16 protein-coding genes are annotated in these 18070 nt (G+C 51.8%); all 16 read left to right on the forward strand.

The annotated features are described in order from the left end of the window. Positions 1–128: 128 nt before the first annotated feature. The 16 genes from DQW12_RS06455 (at position 129) to DQW12_RS06535 (ending at position 18056) form a co-directional block, all read left to right on the forward strand. Positions 129–1730, forward strand: coding sequence for a methyl-accepting chemotaxis protein (locus tag DQW12_RS06455; RefSeq protein ID WP_113907013.1), 1602 nt, complete (start codon positions 129–131; stop codon positions 1728–1730). A gap of 279 nt (positions 1731–2009) precedes the next feature. Further along, on the forward strand, positions 2010–3029 hold the full coding sequence (locus tag DQW12_RS06460; RefSeq protein WP_113907014.1) for a type IV pilus biogenesis protein PilM: 1020 nt from the start codon (positions 2010–2012) through the stop codon (positions 3027–3029). Then, positions 3026–3718, forward strand: coding sequence for a PilN domain-containing protein (locus DQW12_RS06465; RefSeq protein ID WP_113907015.1), 693 nt, complete (start codon positions 3026–3028; stop codon positions 3716–3718). The genes DQW12_RS06460 and DQW12_RS06465 overlap by 4 nt, the downstream gene beginning before the upstream one ends. Further along, positions 3715–4377 (forward strand): type II secretion system protein M, encoded by a 663-nt coding sequence (locus tag DQW12_RS06470; protein WP_113907016.1) that lies wholly within the window; start codon positions 3715–3717, stop codon positions 4375–4377. The genes DQW12_RS06465 and DQW12_RS06470 overlap by 4 nt, the downstream gene beginning before the upstream one ends. Further along, the gene (locus tag DQW12_RS06475; RefSeq protein WP_113907017.1) at positions 4374–4757 is read left to right on the forward strand and encodes a hypothetical protein; all 384 of its coding nucleotides are present in this window, start codon (positions 4374–4376) and stop codon (positions 4755–4757) included. Before DQW12_RS06470 ends, DQW12_RS06475 begins: the two co-directional genes overlap by 4 nt. Beyond that, a complete protein-coding gene (mshL, locus tag DQW12_RS06480) occupies positions 4754–6430 on the forward strand; it encodes a pilus (MSHA type) biogenesis protein MshL (RefSeq protein ID WP_113907018.1) in 1677 nt (558 codons plus the stop codon). Before DQW12_RS06475 ends, mshL begins: the two co-directional genes overlap by 4 nt. Positions 6431–6439: 9 nt before the next feature. Then, positions 6440–7351: an ExeA family protein gene (locus tag DQW12_RS06485; protein ID WP_113907019.1), complete on the forward strand. Its 912-nt coding sequence runs from the start codon at positions 6440–6442 to the stop codon at positions 7349–7351. Beyond that, a complete protein-coding gene (locus tag DQW12_RS06490) occupies positions 7348–8472 on the forward strand; it encodes a tetratricopeptide repeat protein (protein ID WP_113907020.1) in 1125 nt (374 codons plus the stop codon). The genes DQW12_RS06485 and DQW12_RS06490 overlap by 4 nt, the downstream gene beginning before the upstream one ends. A 2-nt stretch (positions 8473–8474) precedes the next feature. Further along, the gene (locus tag DQW12_RS06495) at positions 8475–10247 is read left to right on the forward strand and encodes a GspE/PulE family protein (RefSeq protein WP_113907021.1); all 1773 of its coding nucleotides are present in this window, start codon (positions 8475–8477) and stop codon (positions 10245–10247) included. Then, the gene (locus DQW12_RS06500) at positions 10240–11475 is read left to right on the forward strand and encodes a type II secretion system F family protein (protein ID WP_113907022.1); all 1236 of its coding nucleotides are present in this window, start codon (positions 10240–10242) and stop codon (positions 11473–11475) included. Before DQW12_RS06495 ends, DQW12_RS06500 begins: the two co-directional genes overlap by 8 nt. Positions 11476–11478: 3 nt before the next feature. Next, positions 11479–12015: a flagellar basal body-associated FliL family protein gene (locus DQW12_RS06505; RefSeq protein WP_113907023.1), complete on the forward strand. Its 537-nt coding sequence runs from the start codon at positions 11479–11481 to the stop codon at positions 12013–12015. A gap of 96 nt (positions 12016–12111) precedes the next feature. Next, complete coding sequence (locus tag DQW12_RS06510; RefSeq protein ID WP_306418742.1) at positions 12112–12771, forward strand: type II secretion system protein; 660 nt, start codon at positions 12112–12114, stop codon at positions 12769–12771. Between the two features lie 60 nt (positions 12772–12831). After that, positions 12832–13260, forward strand: coding sequence for a prepilin-type N-terminal cleavage/methylation domain-containing protein (locus tag DQW12_RS13695; protein WP_113907024.1), 429 nt, complete (start codon positions 12832–12834; stop codon positions 13258–13260). Between the two features lie 1234 nt (positions 13261–14494). Beyond that, positions 14495–15547, forward strand: coding sequence for an Rpn family recombination-promoting nuclease/putative transposase (locus DQW12_RS06525; protein WP_113907026.1), 1053 nt, complete (start codon positions 14495–14497; stop codon positions 15545–15547). 165 nt (positions 15548–15712) lie between these two features. Continuing rightward, on the forward strand, positions 15713–16330 hold the full coding sequence (locus DQW12_RS06530; protein WP_113907027.1) for a TetR/AcrR family transcriptional regulator: 618 nt from the start codon (positions 15713–15715) through the stop codon (positions 16328–16330). Between the two features lie 154 nt (positions 16331–16484). Beyond that, positions 16485–18056 (forward strand): methyl-accepting chemotaxis protein, encoded by a 1572-nt coding sequence (locus DQW12_RS06535; RefSeq protein ID WP_113907028.1) that lies wholly within the window; start codon positions 16485–16487, stop codon positions 18054–18056. Positions 18057–18070 lie beyond the last annotated feature (14 nt).

Raw genomic sequence — 18070 nt, forward strand, 5'->3', positions numbered from 1 at the left:
GATGGGTGTGTTGGAATAAGAAGCCTCCGAAGAGGACAACACCACAGCCGTACCTAAACTTTGCATAGCGCAGTGACTGGAGCGACCTGAGTTGCCTGATCTGAGCTTTGCGCTTGGAGAACCACTATATGAAGCTCGTTCAGCAATTAATGGTCGCGTTTGCGGTCATTGTCGCCGTTGTTGCGGCAGTAATTATTTCCGTATTTGTTGGCTTGGGGGCCAACCAAACAGCAATTCAACGGGTTGTTCACTCTTACGATGTATTGGTAGCAACAGAGCGGCTGAATGAGTCGCTGCTAAACATACAAAATGGGCAGCGCGGTTTTGCGCTTACTGGGAATGAGAATTTTCTTGCCCCCTATGAGGAAGGCAAACAAGACTTTGCCCGCCTGCACCGAGAGCTACTGCAACTTACGCAAGATAATACTCAGCAACAACAGCGTTTGCGTGAAGTGAATAGTGCCTACCAAACTTGGATGCAAAGCCTCGACCCTGTTATTACTGCGCGTCGTGATCGCGGTGTAGACGCGGCGGTGGCTATTGTTACCGAAGAACGTGGCCGCGAGGGCCGTGAGCGCATTCTGAGCATAATGGACGCGTTTCAACAGGCTGAGCAACGGTTAATTCGTGAGCGCGAGGCGAATGCAGCGAGCCAAGCGAATCAAACCCGTGGTATTACCGTTTTTGGCGGCATTCTCATTCTCTTAATTGCGGTGGGTGCGGCACTGTATGTGCGTAAACGCTTAAACCAGCGGCTCGACGCGGCGATTTCTGTTGCGGGCTCCATAGCCGACGGCAACCTGACTACCCGTATCGACGAGGGAGGTAACGACGAAGTAGCGGTGTTGCTCTCAGCGATGAGTAATATGCAAACCCAATTGCGGCAAATGTTCACCGAAATCAATAGTTCGGCAATAGAACTGAACGATGCCAGCCAGTCGGTGTCGAGCACTGCGGAAGAACTGTCAGCAACCTCCGACGAGCAAACCAATGTAACGCAGTCGATAGCGGCAGCGGTTCAGCAATTAAGTGCCAGCATTCAGTCGGTTGCCGACAACGCCAATGAAGCCGAACGCATTGCGACCAGTTCGGGTGAAAACTCGCATCAAAGTGCTGCAGTGGTAGAACAAGCGGTGCATAGCATGGAACGCATAGCTCGAGTGGTACGCAGCGCCTCGGAAGAAGTGAAAGAGTTAGGCGTGCAGTCGGAGCAAATAAACTCGATTGTGAATGTGATTAAGTCGATTGCCGATCAAACCAACTTGCTTGCCTTGAATGCGGCCATTGAAGCGGCGCGAGCCGGTGAGCAGGGGCGTGGCTTCTCGGTGGTGGCTGACGAAGTTCGGAGCTTGGCGCAGCGCACCAGTGCGTCTACCGACGAAATAGAAACCATGGTCGCGAAAATTCAAAAAGGCACCCAAGACGCTGTTACCGAAATGGAAAATGGCGTAATCGAAGTCGACAAAGGCATGGAGCTTGGGCGTCAAACCAGTACCGCAATAGGCACCATTCGCGAGAGCTTTGAACGTGTTGTGGCGGTGGTGCAGGAAATCTCGTCGGCACTCAATGAGCAAAATGCGTCGAGCCAAGAAGTGGCCGGGCATATTGAACGCTTCGCGGCGAGCGCCGAGCAGAACCAAGACGCCACGCGCCATACCAGCGCTACGGCACACCAGTTGCAACAACTGGCCGGTAACTTACAACAGTTGGTGAAACGCTTTAGAATTTAACGGGTAACCTAGCCCGAGATGTCAGCCAAAAGAGCCTGTATACGTTGTTATACAGGCTCTTTTTTTTAACGTTTATTTCGATTTTGTTTATTCTATACGTTATGCTAAAAAAACAAGACATTTTACAGTCATACAGGTAACATAATTGACACTAGGTTAAATAAGCTAGAAACGTGTTTGTAAGAAATTATGTGTTTGTAATTCATAATAAATAATAAACTCAAATAATGATAAGAATGTTCAGGGCTGAACAGCGCGTTTCGGCAAAAAGGGGCTACTGTGTTTAAATGGACTAAAAAACAAAATAAACATTATGTTTATGCTGTCAGCGTGCACAAAAACGCAGTCCATATTGCTATTTTAAGAGCAGTTGCCGAAGCCTCCTCAAGCGCCGCCTATTTAACGGCCACGCGAGCGCAAGAGCAACAGCAATGGGAACTCGTGGTCAACGACGACATTGAGGTTACGGGCGAAGCTTATGGCGATGCTATTCAGGCTTTACTGCAGCGCTACGAACGCTTCGAGTCGAAACACCAGCCGTTACAATTAGTGTTAAGCCCCGCGTTAGTGGAGCAGGTCGCAATTGAAAAGCCCGATCTCCCAGAAGCCGACATTGCTGCAACCTTACAATGGACTTTGAAAGATTTAGTGAGCATTCCCGCCGCAGATTTAATTACCGACTTTTACAACCCCGCTGTACAAGCTGCAGGGGCAAAAAAAATTAATGTGGTTGCAGCGCGTCGTGGGCTGTTAGCCGAATGTTTAGCACCGCTGCATGCTGCAGAGTTTTCGATTCAGGGAATTGTGAATGCAGACCTTGCCATGTCGCAATGGTTCGAACCAAACGAACGGCTTATGTTGGTTTGCCATACAGGGCAAGAGTCAAACCAGTTGCAAATTATCAGTAAGAATCAATTGGTGGTGTACCGCGAATTAAATCGAATTAAACCGATTAGCGGCATAGCGCCAGACGACATGGACGAGCTCGAAGCGTTAGCCTTGGAGTTACAGCGCTCGCTCGACTTTTACACCGGCCAGTTACGGCAACCACCTTTGGCGGAAATTGTATTGGCGGTTGCTCACCCGCGCGTAACGGAGCTCGCTGAAATTATTGGTGCGCAGTTAGGCACGCAAAGTAGCGTATTGAAGTATCCCGCCTGGGTAAACGACTTAAAAGCAGGTGATTACACTGACTTAGCGGTGTTGTCGGGGCTTATGTATGCATTCGACAGCGTACAACAAGACGGCGATGAAACCGAAACCACCCCGGCAAACGCGGGTGAGGGTGCCGTTGCATGAGCCAAATGAAAGCGCAGCACATTAACCTTTATCACAGTTCGCTGCAGCCTGTACGTGAAGTGCTTACTGGGAGCCGAGTGCTGTTGGCTGTGGCTGTAGTTGTGGTGCTTATGCTGGGCTGGCGCGGCGTGCTAGAAATTCAGCATCGTGCGGTACTGAGTGAAGCCCGCGCGTTGGCCGCAGAGCAAGAGCAGCAGCGCAGCGACATGACGTCGTTGAGCCAAGCCATAGGCCAGCGCCGGTTAGACCGGGCACTTTCAACACAGGTTGCGAATTTGGAGCGTGACGTAACCGCGCGCCGTGCATTGTTGCAGGAGTTTCAACGGCGCGGCGAAATTCGCAATGTGAATTACTCGCCGTTGTTGCATGAGTTGGCCAGCATTCACCGCGACGGGTTGTGGTTAACGCGTATTTCCATTAGTGCGCAAGGCATTGAGTTACACGGCCGAACCACCAGTGCGGTGTTAATTCCACAATGGATGCGTGGTTTTGAAAACACCCAAACCTTGTCGCCGTTCCAGTTTTCTGTGGTCGAGCTGCGCCGCGACGACCAAGACCTACTTAATTTTGCATTGATAAGCCGCAATCAAGGCAGTACCGCCACTGTAGCCACGGTTCCTGAAAGCGACGAAGAACCAGAAGCAGAACCAGAGCCGAGTGCGGGTAGTACAGAAGGAGCCGAACGATGAAGGCACTACTGCAACGCTTTAACCAGTGGTTAGCTGGCCGTGAAAAACGCGAGCAGTGGCTTGTTGCTGGCTTAATGGTGGCGGTTACCGGTTGGTGTGCATGGTTGTTGTTGGTTGAACCGGCGCAGCAGACCATTAGCGAAACCGATGCGCAGAACACCACCGCGCAGCAACGTATTGCAGAGCTGAGAGGGCAGTTAGCAGAGCTACGTACGCAAGCCCAGATTAATCCGAACGAAGAATTAGAGGCGCGGCGCAGCCAACTTGAACGGCAAAAACTCCGCTTAGGCAATCAATTGGCGGAAAAAGCCGAGTTTGTAGACCCCGAAACCCTGCTGGTTTGGATGCAGCTCTTGCTCGAGTCGAGCGAAGGGTTGAGCTTACAAGCCTTCGATACGCGCGCAGCGGTTCCGTTTTTACAAAGCCAGAGCCAAACCCAAGCGCAAGCCAGTAACGATATTCTGGTGCAGGTGTATCAGCACCCGGTCAGCGTTACCCTCCAAGGCAACTTTTTTGCCATAAGAGACTACATGGAGCAGCTCTCAGAGTTGCCAGTTTCGTTTTATTGGCAAGGGTTTGAGTATCAGGTAACAGAGTATCCAACTGCAGTTGTGAAGCTTGAACTCTTTACCTTAAGTTATTCTGGGGAGGCGTCATGAAATTAGCGCTCGGGCTTGTGTTGATGGCCTCTTTGTTGCTCGCGCCGGTGCTTGTACCTGCATCTGCGCAGCAGGCCAGCTCGGCGAGTGAACGCGTAGACCCCACACGGCCTCCGGAGCGTATTTTGCGCGCAGTCGAGCCGGTTGGGGAAACCTCAAGCCGGGGCGCTCCAAGGCTGAATTTGCAAAGTATTTTTTATAGTGAAGGGCGTTCACGCGCACAAATCGACGACACTATGTATCGCGAGGGTGACCGCGTGGGTAGTTGGTCGGTGATCGTGATCTCGCCAGAGTCTGTTGAGCTCGAACGCGACAACGAACGCGTATTACTGCGAGTTTTTGACTTCCAAACACTCACTCGAAGCAGGGAAATAGAATGACAGTGAAAGGTGTAGTTACAGGATTAAGCATACCAGTGCTGTGTTTAGCGCTGCTCTCGGGGTGTTTGTCGAGGCCTCCAGAGCAACTGGCGCGTGAAGCCGAAGCCATGCTGCAAACAGGTGAGCCAGAGCGCTCGCAAGCCGGCAATGTATTACCGAGCGACATACGTGCGCAATTACGTGAGTCGATCAACCCAAGGGAAAGTTCGGTAAATGCGTTACTCGAAGCGCCGCGCTTCTCTATTCAAGCGCGGCAAATGGCTGTGGCCGACTTTTTTGCTCAGCTTACTTCTGAAACCCCTTACAGTGTGGTGGTGCACCCCGACGTGCGGGGGCAAATTACCTTAAGCCTGCGCGACGTAACCCTACAAGAAACCTTCGACGTGGTGCAGGACATCTATGGTTTCGATATTCGCCAGCAAGGCCGTATTTATCGGGTATTTCCCGCGGGTTTGCGTACTGAAACTATCCCTTTGAACTACCTTGCGTTACGCCGCCAAGGCAATAGCCAAACGCAAATTACCTCGGGTGGTGTCGCGCAACAAGGGAACGTGGGTGGCCGTGGTGCCAGCGGTGCTACAGGTGCTTATGCAGGCTCCGACGTGATTAACAACCAAGGCTTACAAAACCCGCCACTCGGTGGTGCGCTGGGATCAGGCACGGGGCAAGCGGGCAGTAGCATTTCTACAACCTCGGAAACCGACTTCTGGAACGACTTACAACAGGTATTAGAGGGCATTATCGGTGACGGCGCTGGTCGCCAAGTTGTGGTGTCGGCGCAAGCAGGCCTCGCCACGGTGCGGGCATACCCACATGAAATTCGTGCAGTACGCGACTTTTTAAAAGTGGCGGAAACCAGTTTGCAGCGGCAAGTGGTGTTGGAAGCACGTATTGTGGAAGTTTCACTGAACGACGACTACCAGCAAGGTGTCGACTGGTCGCGCATTACCAGCCGTGTGGGCTCAGGTGTTACCGAAATATCCATGAGTGGGGGTCAGCTAAGTTCGGGCAGTATTGGTGGTGTGTTTGGCTTGTCGTTTAGTAACCAAACCTTTAGCGGTATGGTCGAAATGTTGTCTACGCAAGGCCAGGTGCAGGTGCTGTCGAGCCCACGTGTAACCGCCACCAACAACCAAAAAGCAGTGATTAAAATTGGCGAAGACGAATATTTCGTAACTGATGTTTCCACCACGACGGTTACAGGTACCGCCACCACTTCAACGCCGAACATTCAGCTCACGCCGTTTTTCTCGGGTATAGCGCTCGACGTAACGCCGCAAATTGGCGAAGACGGGCAAATTACCTTGCATGTGCACCCCTCAGTAACCGAAACCACAGAGCAAGAGAAAGTTATTTCTTTGAACCAAGAAACCTTCCGTTTGCCGCTGGCGCGAAGCAATATTCGCGAGTCCGACACCATTATTCGCGCCCGCGACGGCGAGGTAGTGATTATTGGCGGCCTCATGCAAAGTGGCTATTCAGACGACGTAAGTAAAGTTCCCTTGTTGGGTGACATTCCGTTTTTGGGCGAGCTGTTCACCAACCGTCGCCAGCGCGAAACCAAAAAAGAATTGGTGATTATGTTGCGGCCAACGGTAGTGGGTGTCGACACGTGGAATACAGAACTCGAACGGTCGCGTGAATTGCTGCGCCGTTGGTACGAAGTGGACTAGCACAGGCTTATGTATTTATACCATTTCGGTATGCGCGAGTTACCCTTTACGCTCACGCCGAACACCAGTTTTTATTGCGACTTAAAGGTGCACCATGAGGCACTAGAAGTACTGCTGACTGCACTAAAAACCGGTGAAGGATTTATTAAAGTGACCGGCGAAGTGGGTACCGGTAAAACCCTGCTGTGCCGTAAATTGCTGAATGAAATTCCCGATCACTTTGTTACCGCCTATGTGCCAAACCCTTATTTGCAGCCGGCGGAGTTGCGCCAAGCCATAGCGGCAGAGTTGCATATTGAAGGTGCCGACACGCTCGATCAACATAAACTCACACAGGCCATTGAGCGGGAATTGTTACGCATTAACCAAAGTGGCCGCAGTGTTGTGCTGTTGCTCGACGAAGCGCAAGCGCTGCCGACGGAAAGTTTAGAGGCCCTGCGCCTGTTTTCGAACTTAGAAACAGAAACCCGCAAACTTGTGCATTTGGTGTTGTTTGGTCAGCCGGAGCTCGACGAGCGGTTAGCCACGCGCGAATTACGCCAGTTACGCCAGCGCATTACCTTCGCCTATCAGCTGCGTACACTGAACAATGACGAGCTCGGCCGCTATTTACACCACCGCATTCAAATTGCGGGCTACAAAGGGCCGCCGCTTTTTCCTGCGCCCTTGGTGCATTTAGTTCACAAAGCTAGCCGAGGCGTGCCCCGTTTGGCCAATGTGATTTGCCATAAAGCCTTGTTGGTGGCGTTTGGCGCGGGGCGGCATGTGGTACTCACACAAGACGTTAAAGCCGCGGTTGCCGACACCGAAGACGCAAGTGGCCTTGGCGCGCCTACGTGGCTGTGGTTGTTATTGGGCTGTGCGGTAGGTATAGCGCTGGTGCTTGTGCTGGCTTGGGTGTTAGGGTGGTTGCCTGTATGAGTTTAATTAATCAAATGCTAAAAGACATCGACGAGCGTGGCCGCGACAATGCACGGGCTGGGCGCAGTACCTCGGTGTACGAAGCTGGCCGCAAACCGCTAGCGCCATGGCTGTTCGTGCTTATTGGTGTGCTTAGTAGTGTGGTGGTGGTGTTGATCGTTTTATTGGTACTGCGCACGCTGAATGGTAATGGCCAGAATGCTGAAGTAGTGCAGGTACAACAAACCCCAGTGGCTAACGAGCAAGGCCTTGAGGTAAGCAATGCGAACGCAGACGCTGCGGAAGTAGAAGTCAGCACCAGCGAACCACAGAGCGCAAGCGTGCGCCAATTCACCCGGCCCGTCCCCCCACTGGTACGCGCTCAAGAGCCTTCAGCCGGTGAACAAGAGCCCTCAGCGGGTGAACAACAGCCTTCAGCCCGGCAACAAGAGCCTTCAGCGGGTGAGCAAGAGCTCTCAGCTGCCCAACAAGAGCCTTCAGCGCGGCAGCAAGAGCCCTCGGCCGCTGAACAACAGCCCGCCGGCGAAATGACCATCGAGCGTAGCAGCACCAATCCCGCAGAGCTTGCGAGTCGCCAGTTTGATCGGGGCATGCGTGCCTTAGAGGCAGGGCGTACCCGCGAAGCACAAGAACGCTTTCAAGAAGCCCTGTTGTTACAGCCTCGTTTTGTTGAGGCGCGTGAGCAGCTAGCGGTACTTTATTTTAGCCAAGGCTTTTTGTCCGACGCCTTGCGAGTGCTCGAGCAAGGCTTAAACATAAGCCCCAACGAAGAGCGTTTTCTGTTATTACAGGCGCGACTGCTGGAGCGGTCAGACCAAGCAGCGCTGGCGTTAGAGGTGTTACGGCCATTACCCATTCGGCTGCCGCAGTATGCCGACGCACTTATTTTACGTGGCGCCTTAGCCACCGACGAAGGCGATTTTGAATTAGCCATTACCACTTATGAAGGCTTAGTGGCGTGGCGTGCGCAAGAAGGCCGCTGGTGGTTGGGGCTGGGTATTGCCTACGAGCAAAACCAACAGCCGGAAGAAGCGGTGCGGGCTTATATGCAGGCGTTGAATGACAACCGCTTAACGCAAGCCAGCCGAAACTTTATTCAGCAACGCTTGGAGGCATTGTAATTATGGCGCGTCCACGCTTAAAAATGCGTTTAGGCGACCTGCTTGTTCACGAAGGCGTGATTAAAGAAGAGCAGCTGAAAAAAGCTTTAGCAGAGCAGCGCAATACCGGGCAAAAGCTCGGTTATGTACTTACTGAACTCGGTTTCCTTTCTGAGCAACAGCTGCTGGCGTTTTTGGCGCAACAGCTGAACGTGCCCTTGGTCGACATTAGCGAAAAGCGGCTCGACCCGAACGTAGCGCGTATTTTACCCGAAGTTCAAGCCCGCCGGCACCGCGCACTGATATTGGAAGCCGACGACGACCGCGCACTCGTGGGCATGAGTGATCCCGCCGACTTAAACGCCGTAGACGCCATTAGTGCCATTGTGTCGCCGCGCGTGGTAGAACTTGCTGTAGTTGCCGAAGGGCAGCTTATGGACTCGTTCGACAACCTCTACCGGCGCACCCAAGAAATTGAGCAGTTCGCACAGCAATTGCAAGAAGAAAGCGGCACCGAAGAAGAATTCGACCTTAACAACTTAAGCGAACAAGGCGACGAAGGCGACGTAACCGTAGCCCGCTTGCTGCAGTCTATTTTTGCTGACGCAGTGCAGATTCGCGCCTCGGATATTCACTTAGAGCCCGACGAAAACGGCTTGCGCATTCGCCAACGGGTAGACGGCCAACTGCAAGAAAACGTGCTCGACGAGAAAAACATTGCTGGCGCCTTGGTACTTAAGCTTAAGCTTATGGCGGGGCTGGATATTTCCGAAAAACGCTTGCCCCAAGACGGCCGTTTTCAAATGGTGGTGAAGAAGCACAAAATAGACGTGCGTTTGTCGACCATGCCAGTGCAATACGGCGAAGCGTGCGTTATGCGTTTGCTCGACCAGTCGAATGGTTTGCTGCGCTTGGAGCAAACCGGTATGCCGCCGCACATTATGAAACGGTTGCGCTACCACCTTACTCGGCCGCACGGCATGATTTTGGTTACCGGGCCCACCGGGTCGGGTAAAACCACCACGCTTTACGCTGCATTGAGTGAGCTCAACCAGCCGAACAAAAAGATTATTACCGTTGAAGACCCAGTGGAATATCGCATGTCGCGGATTTCGCAGGTGCAGGTCAATAGCAAAATTGGCCTCACCTTTGGCCGTGTGTTGCGCACCACGTTGCGGCAAGACCCGGACATTATTATGGTGGGGGAAATGCGCGACCAGGAAACAGTAGAAATTGGCCTACGTGGTTCCATTACCGGTCACTTGGTGTTGTCGACGTTGCACACCAACGACGCGGCCACCAGCGCTATGCGTTTGATCGACATGGGCGCGGCACCCTATTTGGTAGCGAGTGCGTTACGCGCGGTACTCGCGCAGCGGCTGTTACGGCGTATTTGCGACAACTGCTCGGGTGCGCACCAAGCGGATCGGCAAGAATTAGCCTTGGTAAAAGCCTTGGTGGGTTGTGTGCCCGAGCATGCCGAATTTAAGAAAGGCCGAGGGTGCCAACGCTGCAACTACACGGGCTATCGTGGCCGTGTAGGTGTTTTTGAATTGCTGGAAATTGACGAGCCGATGATGATCGCGCTGCGCGAGAGCGACACCCAAGCCTTTGCCGAGGCGGTGAAAGCCAATCAGTCGTTTAAGAGCTTGGCGGAAGTTGCTTTGGAATTCGCCGCGCAGGGCATTACCACTATTGAAGAAGTGACCACCCTGGTTGCTGGTTTGCCGTATCTCGACGAAGAAGAGCTGTTGAACCCTGAAAAAGTTGAAACCGAGGACTCAGAGCATGGCTGAGTTTTCTTATAACGGGCGGGATAGAAACGGTAAATCAGTTAAAGGGGTATTGTCGGCAGCGAATGAAGGCGCGGTTGCAGACCAACTGTTGCGCCAAGGCATTGTACCCTTGGCCATTCAGCCGGGGGGCAGCGCGAAAAGCAGTAGCGGCGGCCTCAATATTGATCTCGGCGAATGGCTACAACGGCCGTTACCCTTGCCTGAATTGGTGATGTTTATTCGCCAAATGTACTCGCTTACAAAAGCCGGTATTTCCATGTTGCGCGCCGTACAGGGGCTTGCCGACACCACCAGTAATAAGCAGTTAGCCAAAGGCTTAAACGACATTACGGCGCAACTGGAGCGGGGGCGGAGTTTGTCGGCGGCAATGTCGGATCACCCGAAAATTTTCCCGCGCTTAGTGGTAGCCGTGGTGCATGTAGGAGAAAACACAGGGCGGTTGGAAGAAAGTTTTTCGCAGTTGGCGTCTTATTTAGAGAACGAACAAGAAACCCGCAAACGGCTCAAGCAAGCCACGCGTTATCCGAGCTTTGTGGTAATAACCTTGGTGATTGCCATTACGCTATTGAATATTTTGGTGATTCCAAACTTTGCCAGTATGTTTGCCAGCATGAATGTGGAATTGCCCTTGGTTACGCGCATGTTGTTGGCGAGTTCCAACTTTTTTATTCAGTATTGGTGGGCGCTTATTTTGGGTGTAATTGCCAGTATTGTGGGGGTGAAGTATTGGCTGCGCACGGAGCCAGGGCAAGAAAAGTGGGACTATTGGAAAACCAAAGTACCTGCGGTGGGCGACATTATTGAACGTTCGTTATTAGCCCGCTTTTGCCGTAGCTTTAGTGTAATGCTGAATTCCGGTGTGCCGCTTACCCAGGCATTGAATTTGGTGTCCGACGCACTGGACAACCGTTACATGGGCAAGCGTATTATTGACATGCGCCGTGGTGTAGAGCGCGGTGAGTCGCTGTCGAAAGTAAGTAAAGTAAGTAACATGTTTAGCCCCTTGGTGTTACAAATGATTTCCGTCGGTGAAGAAACGGGGAGTATCGACGAATTGCTGATGGAAGCGGCGGAATATTACGAGCGCGAAGTCGACTACGATCTGAAGAACGTACTGTCGAAAATTGAGCCGATTTTGATTGGTGGCGTTGCTATTTTGGTGGGTGTGCTGGCCATGGGTATTTTCCTGCCAATGTGGAGCATGATGGAAATGGCTGGAGGCATGTAAGCCGTGGTGTTGCCGACGGCAGGTGAAAGTAGTTCTGGTGGCGATGAACAAGCCCCACCCGCGCAGCGCAGGCTTATTATTACGCTGGTAGCGGTTACCTTGGTTTTTTTGTTTGCCAGTTGGTTTGCATGGTTTATGTTTCGGCCCGAGGCTAGTTGGAAGAACGCGGAATTTGAAGCTACGGTGAATCGCTTTCAGTACAACGTTATGCTGGCGCGTGCGGAATGGATTCGGCAAGGGCAACCGGCAGAAGTACGGCTAAGTTTGGCGGAACTGAATGCGCAGAATGAACCGGTTATTCGCAGTTCGGGTATTGCTCGCGTTCCCATGAGCCGAGAGGGGTGGCCGTTGGCGCGCGGAAAGGGCGAGGCGGGCTGTTTGGAGTTGTGGCATTTGTTAGGGCGGCCGGAGCTGAATCAGGGTGTTGTGAACAGCCAAGTGAAGGTGAAATTTGAAGTGGAACAATGTCATTTTTACTTTTTAAAACGCTTACGTTTTGTGTTTTCGCCGGAAAACGGCAGGGTTGAGCAAATTATCTAAGTATATGTACCAAAAAATTGTGTGTTTTATAACGTTTGGTATAGCGATGAGGATTGCTTTTCATTGATATACTCACTGGAATATGGGGTTCGTGTTATGCAGCAACAACATAATGAAAATAACGTGCAAGGAACGAGTATGAACGGAAGTAGTTTGCAAGGATTTCGTGCGCAACGCGGTTTCACGCTTATTGAACTGATTATTGTGGTGGTTATTCTTGGCCTACTGGCAGCCTCAGCCCTTCCCCGTTTTATTAATATTGCTGGCGACGCGGAAGACGCGTCGATAGAAGGCGTGGCGGGTGGTTTAGCCAGCGCTGTGGGTATTGTGCGTGGCCAATGGGAACTCGACGGCCGCCCAGTTGGGCTCGACGAGACTACCGGCGAAGGCGCGCTGGTTGTGGTTGACGGTATTGAAGTGTACGTAGACGGCAACCGCGGTTACCCGGTGAGTGGTACCAACAACCCAGCGGCACACGACTTAAACATGAATGCAGACGACTGTCGGAGCCTTTTTGCGGCGATTTTGCAAGGCGCACCGACAGCCAGCACCCTTTTCGCAGACATTGAACGTGTTCGGTTCTTTGTTACGGCGGAAAACAACGGCACCAACGATATCTGCGTGTATTATCAGGCGAGTACCTTAAAAAGCCTGTTAGCAGCACCAGAGGGTGACGATTATCTTACGGTTGGTAACAACTTCGTGTACAACCCACGAACTGGTAATGTGAACGTTAACCTCAATCGTAGCAACTAGCAGGCAGGCGTTACTGCCATGGAACTTTAACTTTAAATAGGCAAATCAGGGGAAACTCTTATGAAACAACAAAAAGGTTTTACATTGATCGAATTGATCATTGTGATCATTATTTTGGGTATTTTGGCGGTAACCGCAGCACCACGGTTTTTTGATTTTGGGCAACAGGCTCGAGAGGCTGCGCTAAGTGGTTTACAGGGTGCAATTCAAGGTGCTGCACAAGTTGAGTACGCGAATAATGCGATTGCTGGAACACCTGCATATCCAACAGCTTCTCAGATAACAGCAGCAGCAAATATTACCGCTGGTGATTGGGATTTCGCGGTACTCAATGAGGTGATTCGCTTTGCAATTCCTGGAAGAACCGGTAACGCTAGTTTTGATCCTGCTGTTCCCACTAGTATTATAGAGTGTTATGTAGAATATGATGCAACGGCGGCTAACGCTAACACACCACCAGATATATCAATCAATACTACTGGTTGTTAATTGCGGAGTAACTTACTATATCTAGGGGCTTCGGCCCCTTTTTTGTGCTCAGAATTTAGCATCGGATCTACTTTCACATGCCCGCTTACCGTAACCTGAAGGCTCCCTTGAGCACCGCCGCAAGTACGTCCGTGTAGGCTACGTTTCGCGCGTCCCTGCGCTCCACGTTGCGCAACCCGAACTCCATCCCCCTCTGCGGGCTGCATGGGAGGGTCAACGAGGTTGGGTGATCGTGCGAATCCGCTTTTGTCGACACCGAGGTTGAATTCACCACCGGATCTCCTTTCACACGCCCGCTGGCCGGTGGTTGGGCTTCGTTTTGCGCACCGCCGCAAGTACGTCCGTGTAGGCTACGTTTCGCGCGTCCCTGCGCTCCACGTTGCGCAACCCGAACCCCATCCCCCTCTGCGGGCTGCATGGGCAGGTCAACAAGTTTGGGTGATCGTGCGAAAAGGTAGGGCCGCGAACCCCACCTTTTCGCTTTTGTTGACACCGAGATTGAATTCAACAACGGATCTCCTTTCACACGCCCGCGTGCCGGTGGCTGGGGTTCGTTTTGCGCACATGCGTAGGCGCGTGCACCGCCGCGCGTGAAACCGCCGTTGAATTCAATACCGGATCTCCCTTCACACGCCCCCGTGCCGGTGGTTGGGCTTCGTTTTGCGCACATGCGTAGGCGCGTGCACCGCCGCGCTTTAATCCGAATTCTAATTCAACATCGGCTCTCCCTTCACACGCCCGCGTGCCGGTGGCTGCGCTCCACGTTGCGCAACCCGAACCCCATCCCCCTCTGCGGGCTGCATGGGAGGGTCAACAAGGTTGGGTGATCATGCGAAAAGGTAGGGCATCGAGCCCCACCTTTCCGCTTTTGTCGACACCGAGGTTGAATTCAACACCGGATCTCCTTTCACACGCCCGCGTGCCGTAGGCTGCGCTCCACGTTGCGCAACCCGATCCCCATCCCCCTCTGCGGGCTGCATGGGAGGGTCAACAAGGTTGGGTGATCATGCGAAAAGGTAGGGCATCGAGCCCCACCTTTCCGCTTATATTGACACCGAGGTTGAATTCAACACCGGATCTCCTTTCACACGCCCGCGTGCCGGTGGCTGGGGTTCGTTTTGCGCACCGCCGCACATTTACCCTTCGATTCACGGGGTTATGGCTGAATTGATTAGCGCTTGCGCACTCCTTTTTCTAAGCTTCTTTGTGTTAGTTAAACACGGAGAACGGTGGCATGGACGCTTCAAAACCTACGGGAAGAAAAACCAGTAGAAAAGGCACACGGGAGCAGCAGCGCAAGTCCATTGACGCAAGTTATAAGTTGTTGTTTAGCCAGCCCACGATGGTGATTGATTTACTCAAAGGCTATGTAAAACAGGAGTGGATTGAGCAACTCGACTTTTCGACGCTGGAGCAGGTGCCGACCAATTTTGTGAGCTCGCGTTTGCACCAACGCCACAACGACTGTATTTGGCGGGTTTTGTGGCAGGGTACCAAGCGCTGGTTGTATGTTTATGTGGTGCTGGAGTTTCAATCGAAGGCGGATTGGCTGATGCCGCTGCGAATGATGACTTACCTTGGTTTATTGTACGAAGAAATTGTGAAAGTGAATGGCTGCACGCGAAAAGATAAACTGCCTCCGGTGCTGCCGATGGTGCTGTACAATGGTAAATCACCGTGGAAGTTCACCACACAGCTGTACGATTTGATTGACGTAATTCCGGGGGGTATTGAGCAGTTTATTCCTCGCTTTGATTTTCTGTTGCTCGAGGAGCATAAATACAAAGATCACCCACTGCCGGCGACGCGTAACCTTGTGGCGGCGCTTTTCAAGCTGGAAACCAGCCAAGGGGAAGATGATCTTTTACATGCATTTGAAGCGGTTAAGCATTGGTTGGAGCAAGAAGAGCAAAAATCGCTGAACAAGGCCTTTCTTGCGTGGATGAAAGGGGTATTATTACCTTCGAGGTGGGAGCATATCGACTTTGAGCAGGTTGATGACCTAGAAGGAGTGCACAGCATGTTAGAAGAAACGGTTGTAGAGTGGAAACAAAACTGGAAAAAGGAAGGGCTTGCTGAAGGGATGCAGAAGGGCCTGCAACAGGGACTGCAACAAGGTAGAGCAGAAGGTCAGCGCGAAATGCTGTTAGCGCTACTTCAAGCGAAGTTTGTCCATTTGCCGGATGCGTATGTTACACAAATTGAGAGCGCTTCTCCTGAAGAGCTTGAGCGTTGGCTCATGAACACGTTGCAGGCGTCTACTGTTGAGGATGTTTTTCAAAACTAAGAGCCGCGCGTGAAACCTGCCGGACCCTAAGTCTTTGTGGGTTGTATAAATTGCTACCTCGAAAGAAATAGAATATTGCAGTTTTGCGCATAACAGACTACCCTTTACGCGCTTTATAAGCATGTTCTTTGGCTCTTTGTTGGTGTTCTTTTAAAAGGAAACTCGGTGGCGACTCGGCATAAATTAACCGCGGGTGGGGCTTCTACTCGTGAGCATATTCTCAGTGCGGCGAAAACTGTATTAGAAACCGTTGGTTTTGCTGGCTTTTCAACGCCTCGTGTGGCGAAACAAGCGGGTATTTCGCAGGGTAATTTAACTTACTATTTTCCGAATCGAGACGACTTGGTATTGGCGGTTGCAGACTCTATTGTGGAGGAATATGCGGTTGCCTTTTCTGCCTTTTATGAAAAGCTGGATACTCTCGATCTTGCAGGTTTTGAGCAAATTGTAACCTGGTTAATCGACGACGCGACCTGTGGTAAAACGGCGGGGGTTATTCCAGAACTATGGGCGCTGTCGAATCATAACGACGATGTTGCTCATGCCATGCATAAACTTTACGACGACACGGCGTGTGCTTTTGCGCGTTCTATTGGTATTTTGCCAAGTGATCAACGTTACGCAAATTTTATGTCGGTGGTCTATTTCCTTGCGGCTACGGTGGAAGGGGCTACGGCAATTCATGTTACGCGGCCGAGTGATCGTGACCAACGCCTGAAAATGCTAAAAGCAACGGCGGTGCCTACCTTGGCACGTATGTTGTTCGACGCAAGCAAAGTCTAAAGCAACTTCAATTCAAAACTAACAATGACGAATAACTATATTCGCCATTTGTAATATTTCGCTCATTCTTCATCGCCACAAGCCGATACTTTAGTTAATATGCTCATAAAGAAGTAATTTGCGACTTCCTTGCGCGTTAAACTAAGGGCTTGCCATGCGAAATAACCAACCTGTTACTCAACGTGAATATACGTTCCCTGATCACCAACGGCTGATTTCTGCTACCGATACCCGTGGCGTGATTCGCTATTTCAACAATGCCTTTCGTGAGGTAAGTGGCTTTTCTGCAGAAGAGCTAACAGGCTCTCCGCATAATATTGTTCGCCACCCGGATATGCCGCCCGCGGTGTACGAAAATATGTGGAAAACGCTGAAACAAGGCAAGCCTTGGATGGGCTTGGTGAAAAACCGGCGGAAAAATGGTGATCATTATTGGGTGAGCGCGTACGTAACGCCCATTTTCCAGGGCAGTGAAGTTGTGGGTTATGAGTCGGTGCGTGTAGTACCGAGCGCAGAGCAAAAGCAAATGGCGGAGCAAGTATACGCCCGTATGCGTGCAGGAAAACGCCCGCTAAGCCGCACTCATGAACTGAAGGTGTTGGCTCTGAGCCACAGCAGCATTTGGATTCCAAGTGCTATTGCTGCGCTTATTGGTGGTTTAGTGTGGGGCGGCGGTGTAGCAAGTTTAGCGCTCGTTACTGGCCTGGTGGCAATGATTGCGGCCAGCCTGCAGCAAGAAACGAATTGGAAGGGTATTTTAGAGCTTATGCCCGAGGGCTTTAATAACCCCTTAGTGGCGCGAACGTACTCGAAATCCGTGGGTGCGAAGTCGGTGGCGGAGCTGATGATTCGCAGTGAGCTCTCGCGTAATCGCACGGCGTTAACCCGGATTCAAGACGCTACTGAGCAGTTATATGCGCGGGTGACGGACTCTCGCGAGCAAGCGGAAGAGAGTAAATTGCTTATTGAACGGCAGGGCAATGCGACACAAACAGCGGCGTCGGCGATTCATGAAATGAGCACGTCTATTAATGAAGTGGCCGACAACGTAGAAATTAACGCTAGCAAGTCAGACGAAGCACTGTCGCATGTAAACAGTAGCGCAAAAACTGCCGAGCAAGCATTGGCCGCTATTGACCGTTTAAGCGAAACTGTTGGCACCATTTCTCAAACCGTGAATGAGCTGGCGGACTCCACTAACACTATTGGGCAAGCTGCAGACATTATTACTGCTATTGCGGAGCAGACGAACTTATTGGCATTAAATGCCGCTATTGAAGCTGCGCGAGCGGGCGAACATGGCCGCGGCTTTAGTGTGGTTGCCGACGAAGTGCGTGCCTTGGCGTCGAAAACTCGCGAAAGCACCGACAAGATTCATAAAATCATTGCCGAGTTTAGAGCCCGTACCAATAACGCCGTTGAGGTTTCTGAAGATGGAATTCACGCTGCCGACGACGGTGTGAAGATGGTGCGCGAAACGGAAAAAGCGCTCAATGAAATTCGCGTTGCCATGCAAACTATTGCCGAAGGCAACCAAAGCATGGCGGCAGCGGTAGAGCAGCAGAGCAACGTGGCTGAACATATTAATCAGCAAGTTACGGATATTGCCGACGGCTCGGTGCAGGCGTCCGATAACGTTACTGCTATGTTGGAAAGCGCAAAGCGCTTAGAAAATACAATTGAAGAGCTAAACTCGCTAGTGAAACGCTTTTCATCCGTACGTTGAGGAGGCAATAGACA

This window comes from Aliidiomarina celeris (genome assembly GCF_003316875.1).
GTDB lineage: Bacteria > Pseudomonadota > Gammaproteobacteria > Enterobacterales > Alteromonadaceae > Aliidiomarina > Aliidiomarina celeris.

Bases quoted from the DNA above. Each gene is read 5' to 3' on its own strand.
- DQW12_RS06455 (WP_113907013.1), top strand. From the start codon at position 129: ATGAAGCTCGTTCAGCAATTAATGGTCGCGTTTGCGGTCATTGTCGCC.
- DQW12_RS06465 (WP_113907015.1), top strand. From the start codon at position 3,026: ATGAGCCAAATGAAAGCGCAGCACATTAACCTTTATCACAGTTCGCTG.
- DQW12_RS06470 (WP_113907016.1), top strand. From the start codon at position 3,715: ATGAAGGCACTACTGCAACGCTTTAACCAGTGGTTAGCTGGCCGTGAA.
- DQW12_RS06475 (WP_113907017.1), top strand. From the start codon at position 4,374: ATGAAATTAGCGCTCGGGCTTGTGTTGATGGCCTCTTTGTTGCTCGCG.
- mshL (WP_113907018.1), top strand. From the start codon at position 4,754: ATGACAGTGAAAGGTGTAGTTACAGGATTAAGCATACCAGTGCTGTGT.
- DQW12_RS06485 (WP_113907019.1), top strand. From the start codon at position 6,440: ATGTATTTATACCATTTCGGTATGCGCGAGTTACCCTTTACGCTCACG.
- DQW12_RS06490 (WP_113907020.1), top strand. From the start codon at position 7,348: ATGAGTTTAATTAATCAAATGCTAAAAGACATCGACGAGCGTGGCCGC.
- DQW12_RS06495 (WP_113907021.1), top strand. From the start codon at position 8,475: ATGGCGCGTCCACGCTTAAAAATGCGTTTAGGCGACCTGCTTGTTCAC.
- DQW12_RS06500 (WP_113907022.1), top strand. From the start codon at position 10,240: ATGGCTGAGTTTTCTTATAACGGGCGGGATAGAAACGGTAAATCAGTT.
- DQW12_RS06510 (WP_306418742.1), top strand. From the start codon at position 12,112: ATGCAGCAACAACATAATGAAAATAACGTGCAAGGAACGAGTATGAAC.
- DQW12_RS13695 (WP_113907024.1), top strand. From the start codon at position 12,832: ATGAAACAACAAAAAGGTTTTACATTGATCGAATTGATCATTGTGATC.
- DQW12_RS06525 (WP_113907026.1), top strand. From the start codon at position 14,495: ATGGACGCTTCAAAACCTACGGGAAGAAAAACCAGTAGAAAAGGCACA.
- DQW12_RS06535 (WP_113907028.1), top strand. From the start codon at position 16,485: ATGCGAAATAACCAACCTGTTACTCAACGTGAATATACGTTCCCTGAT.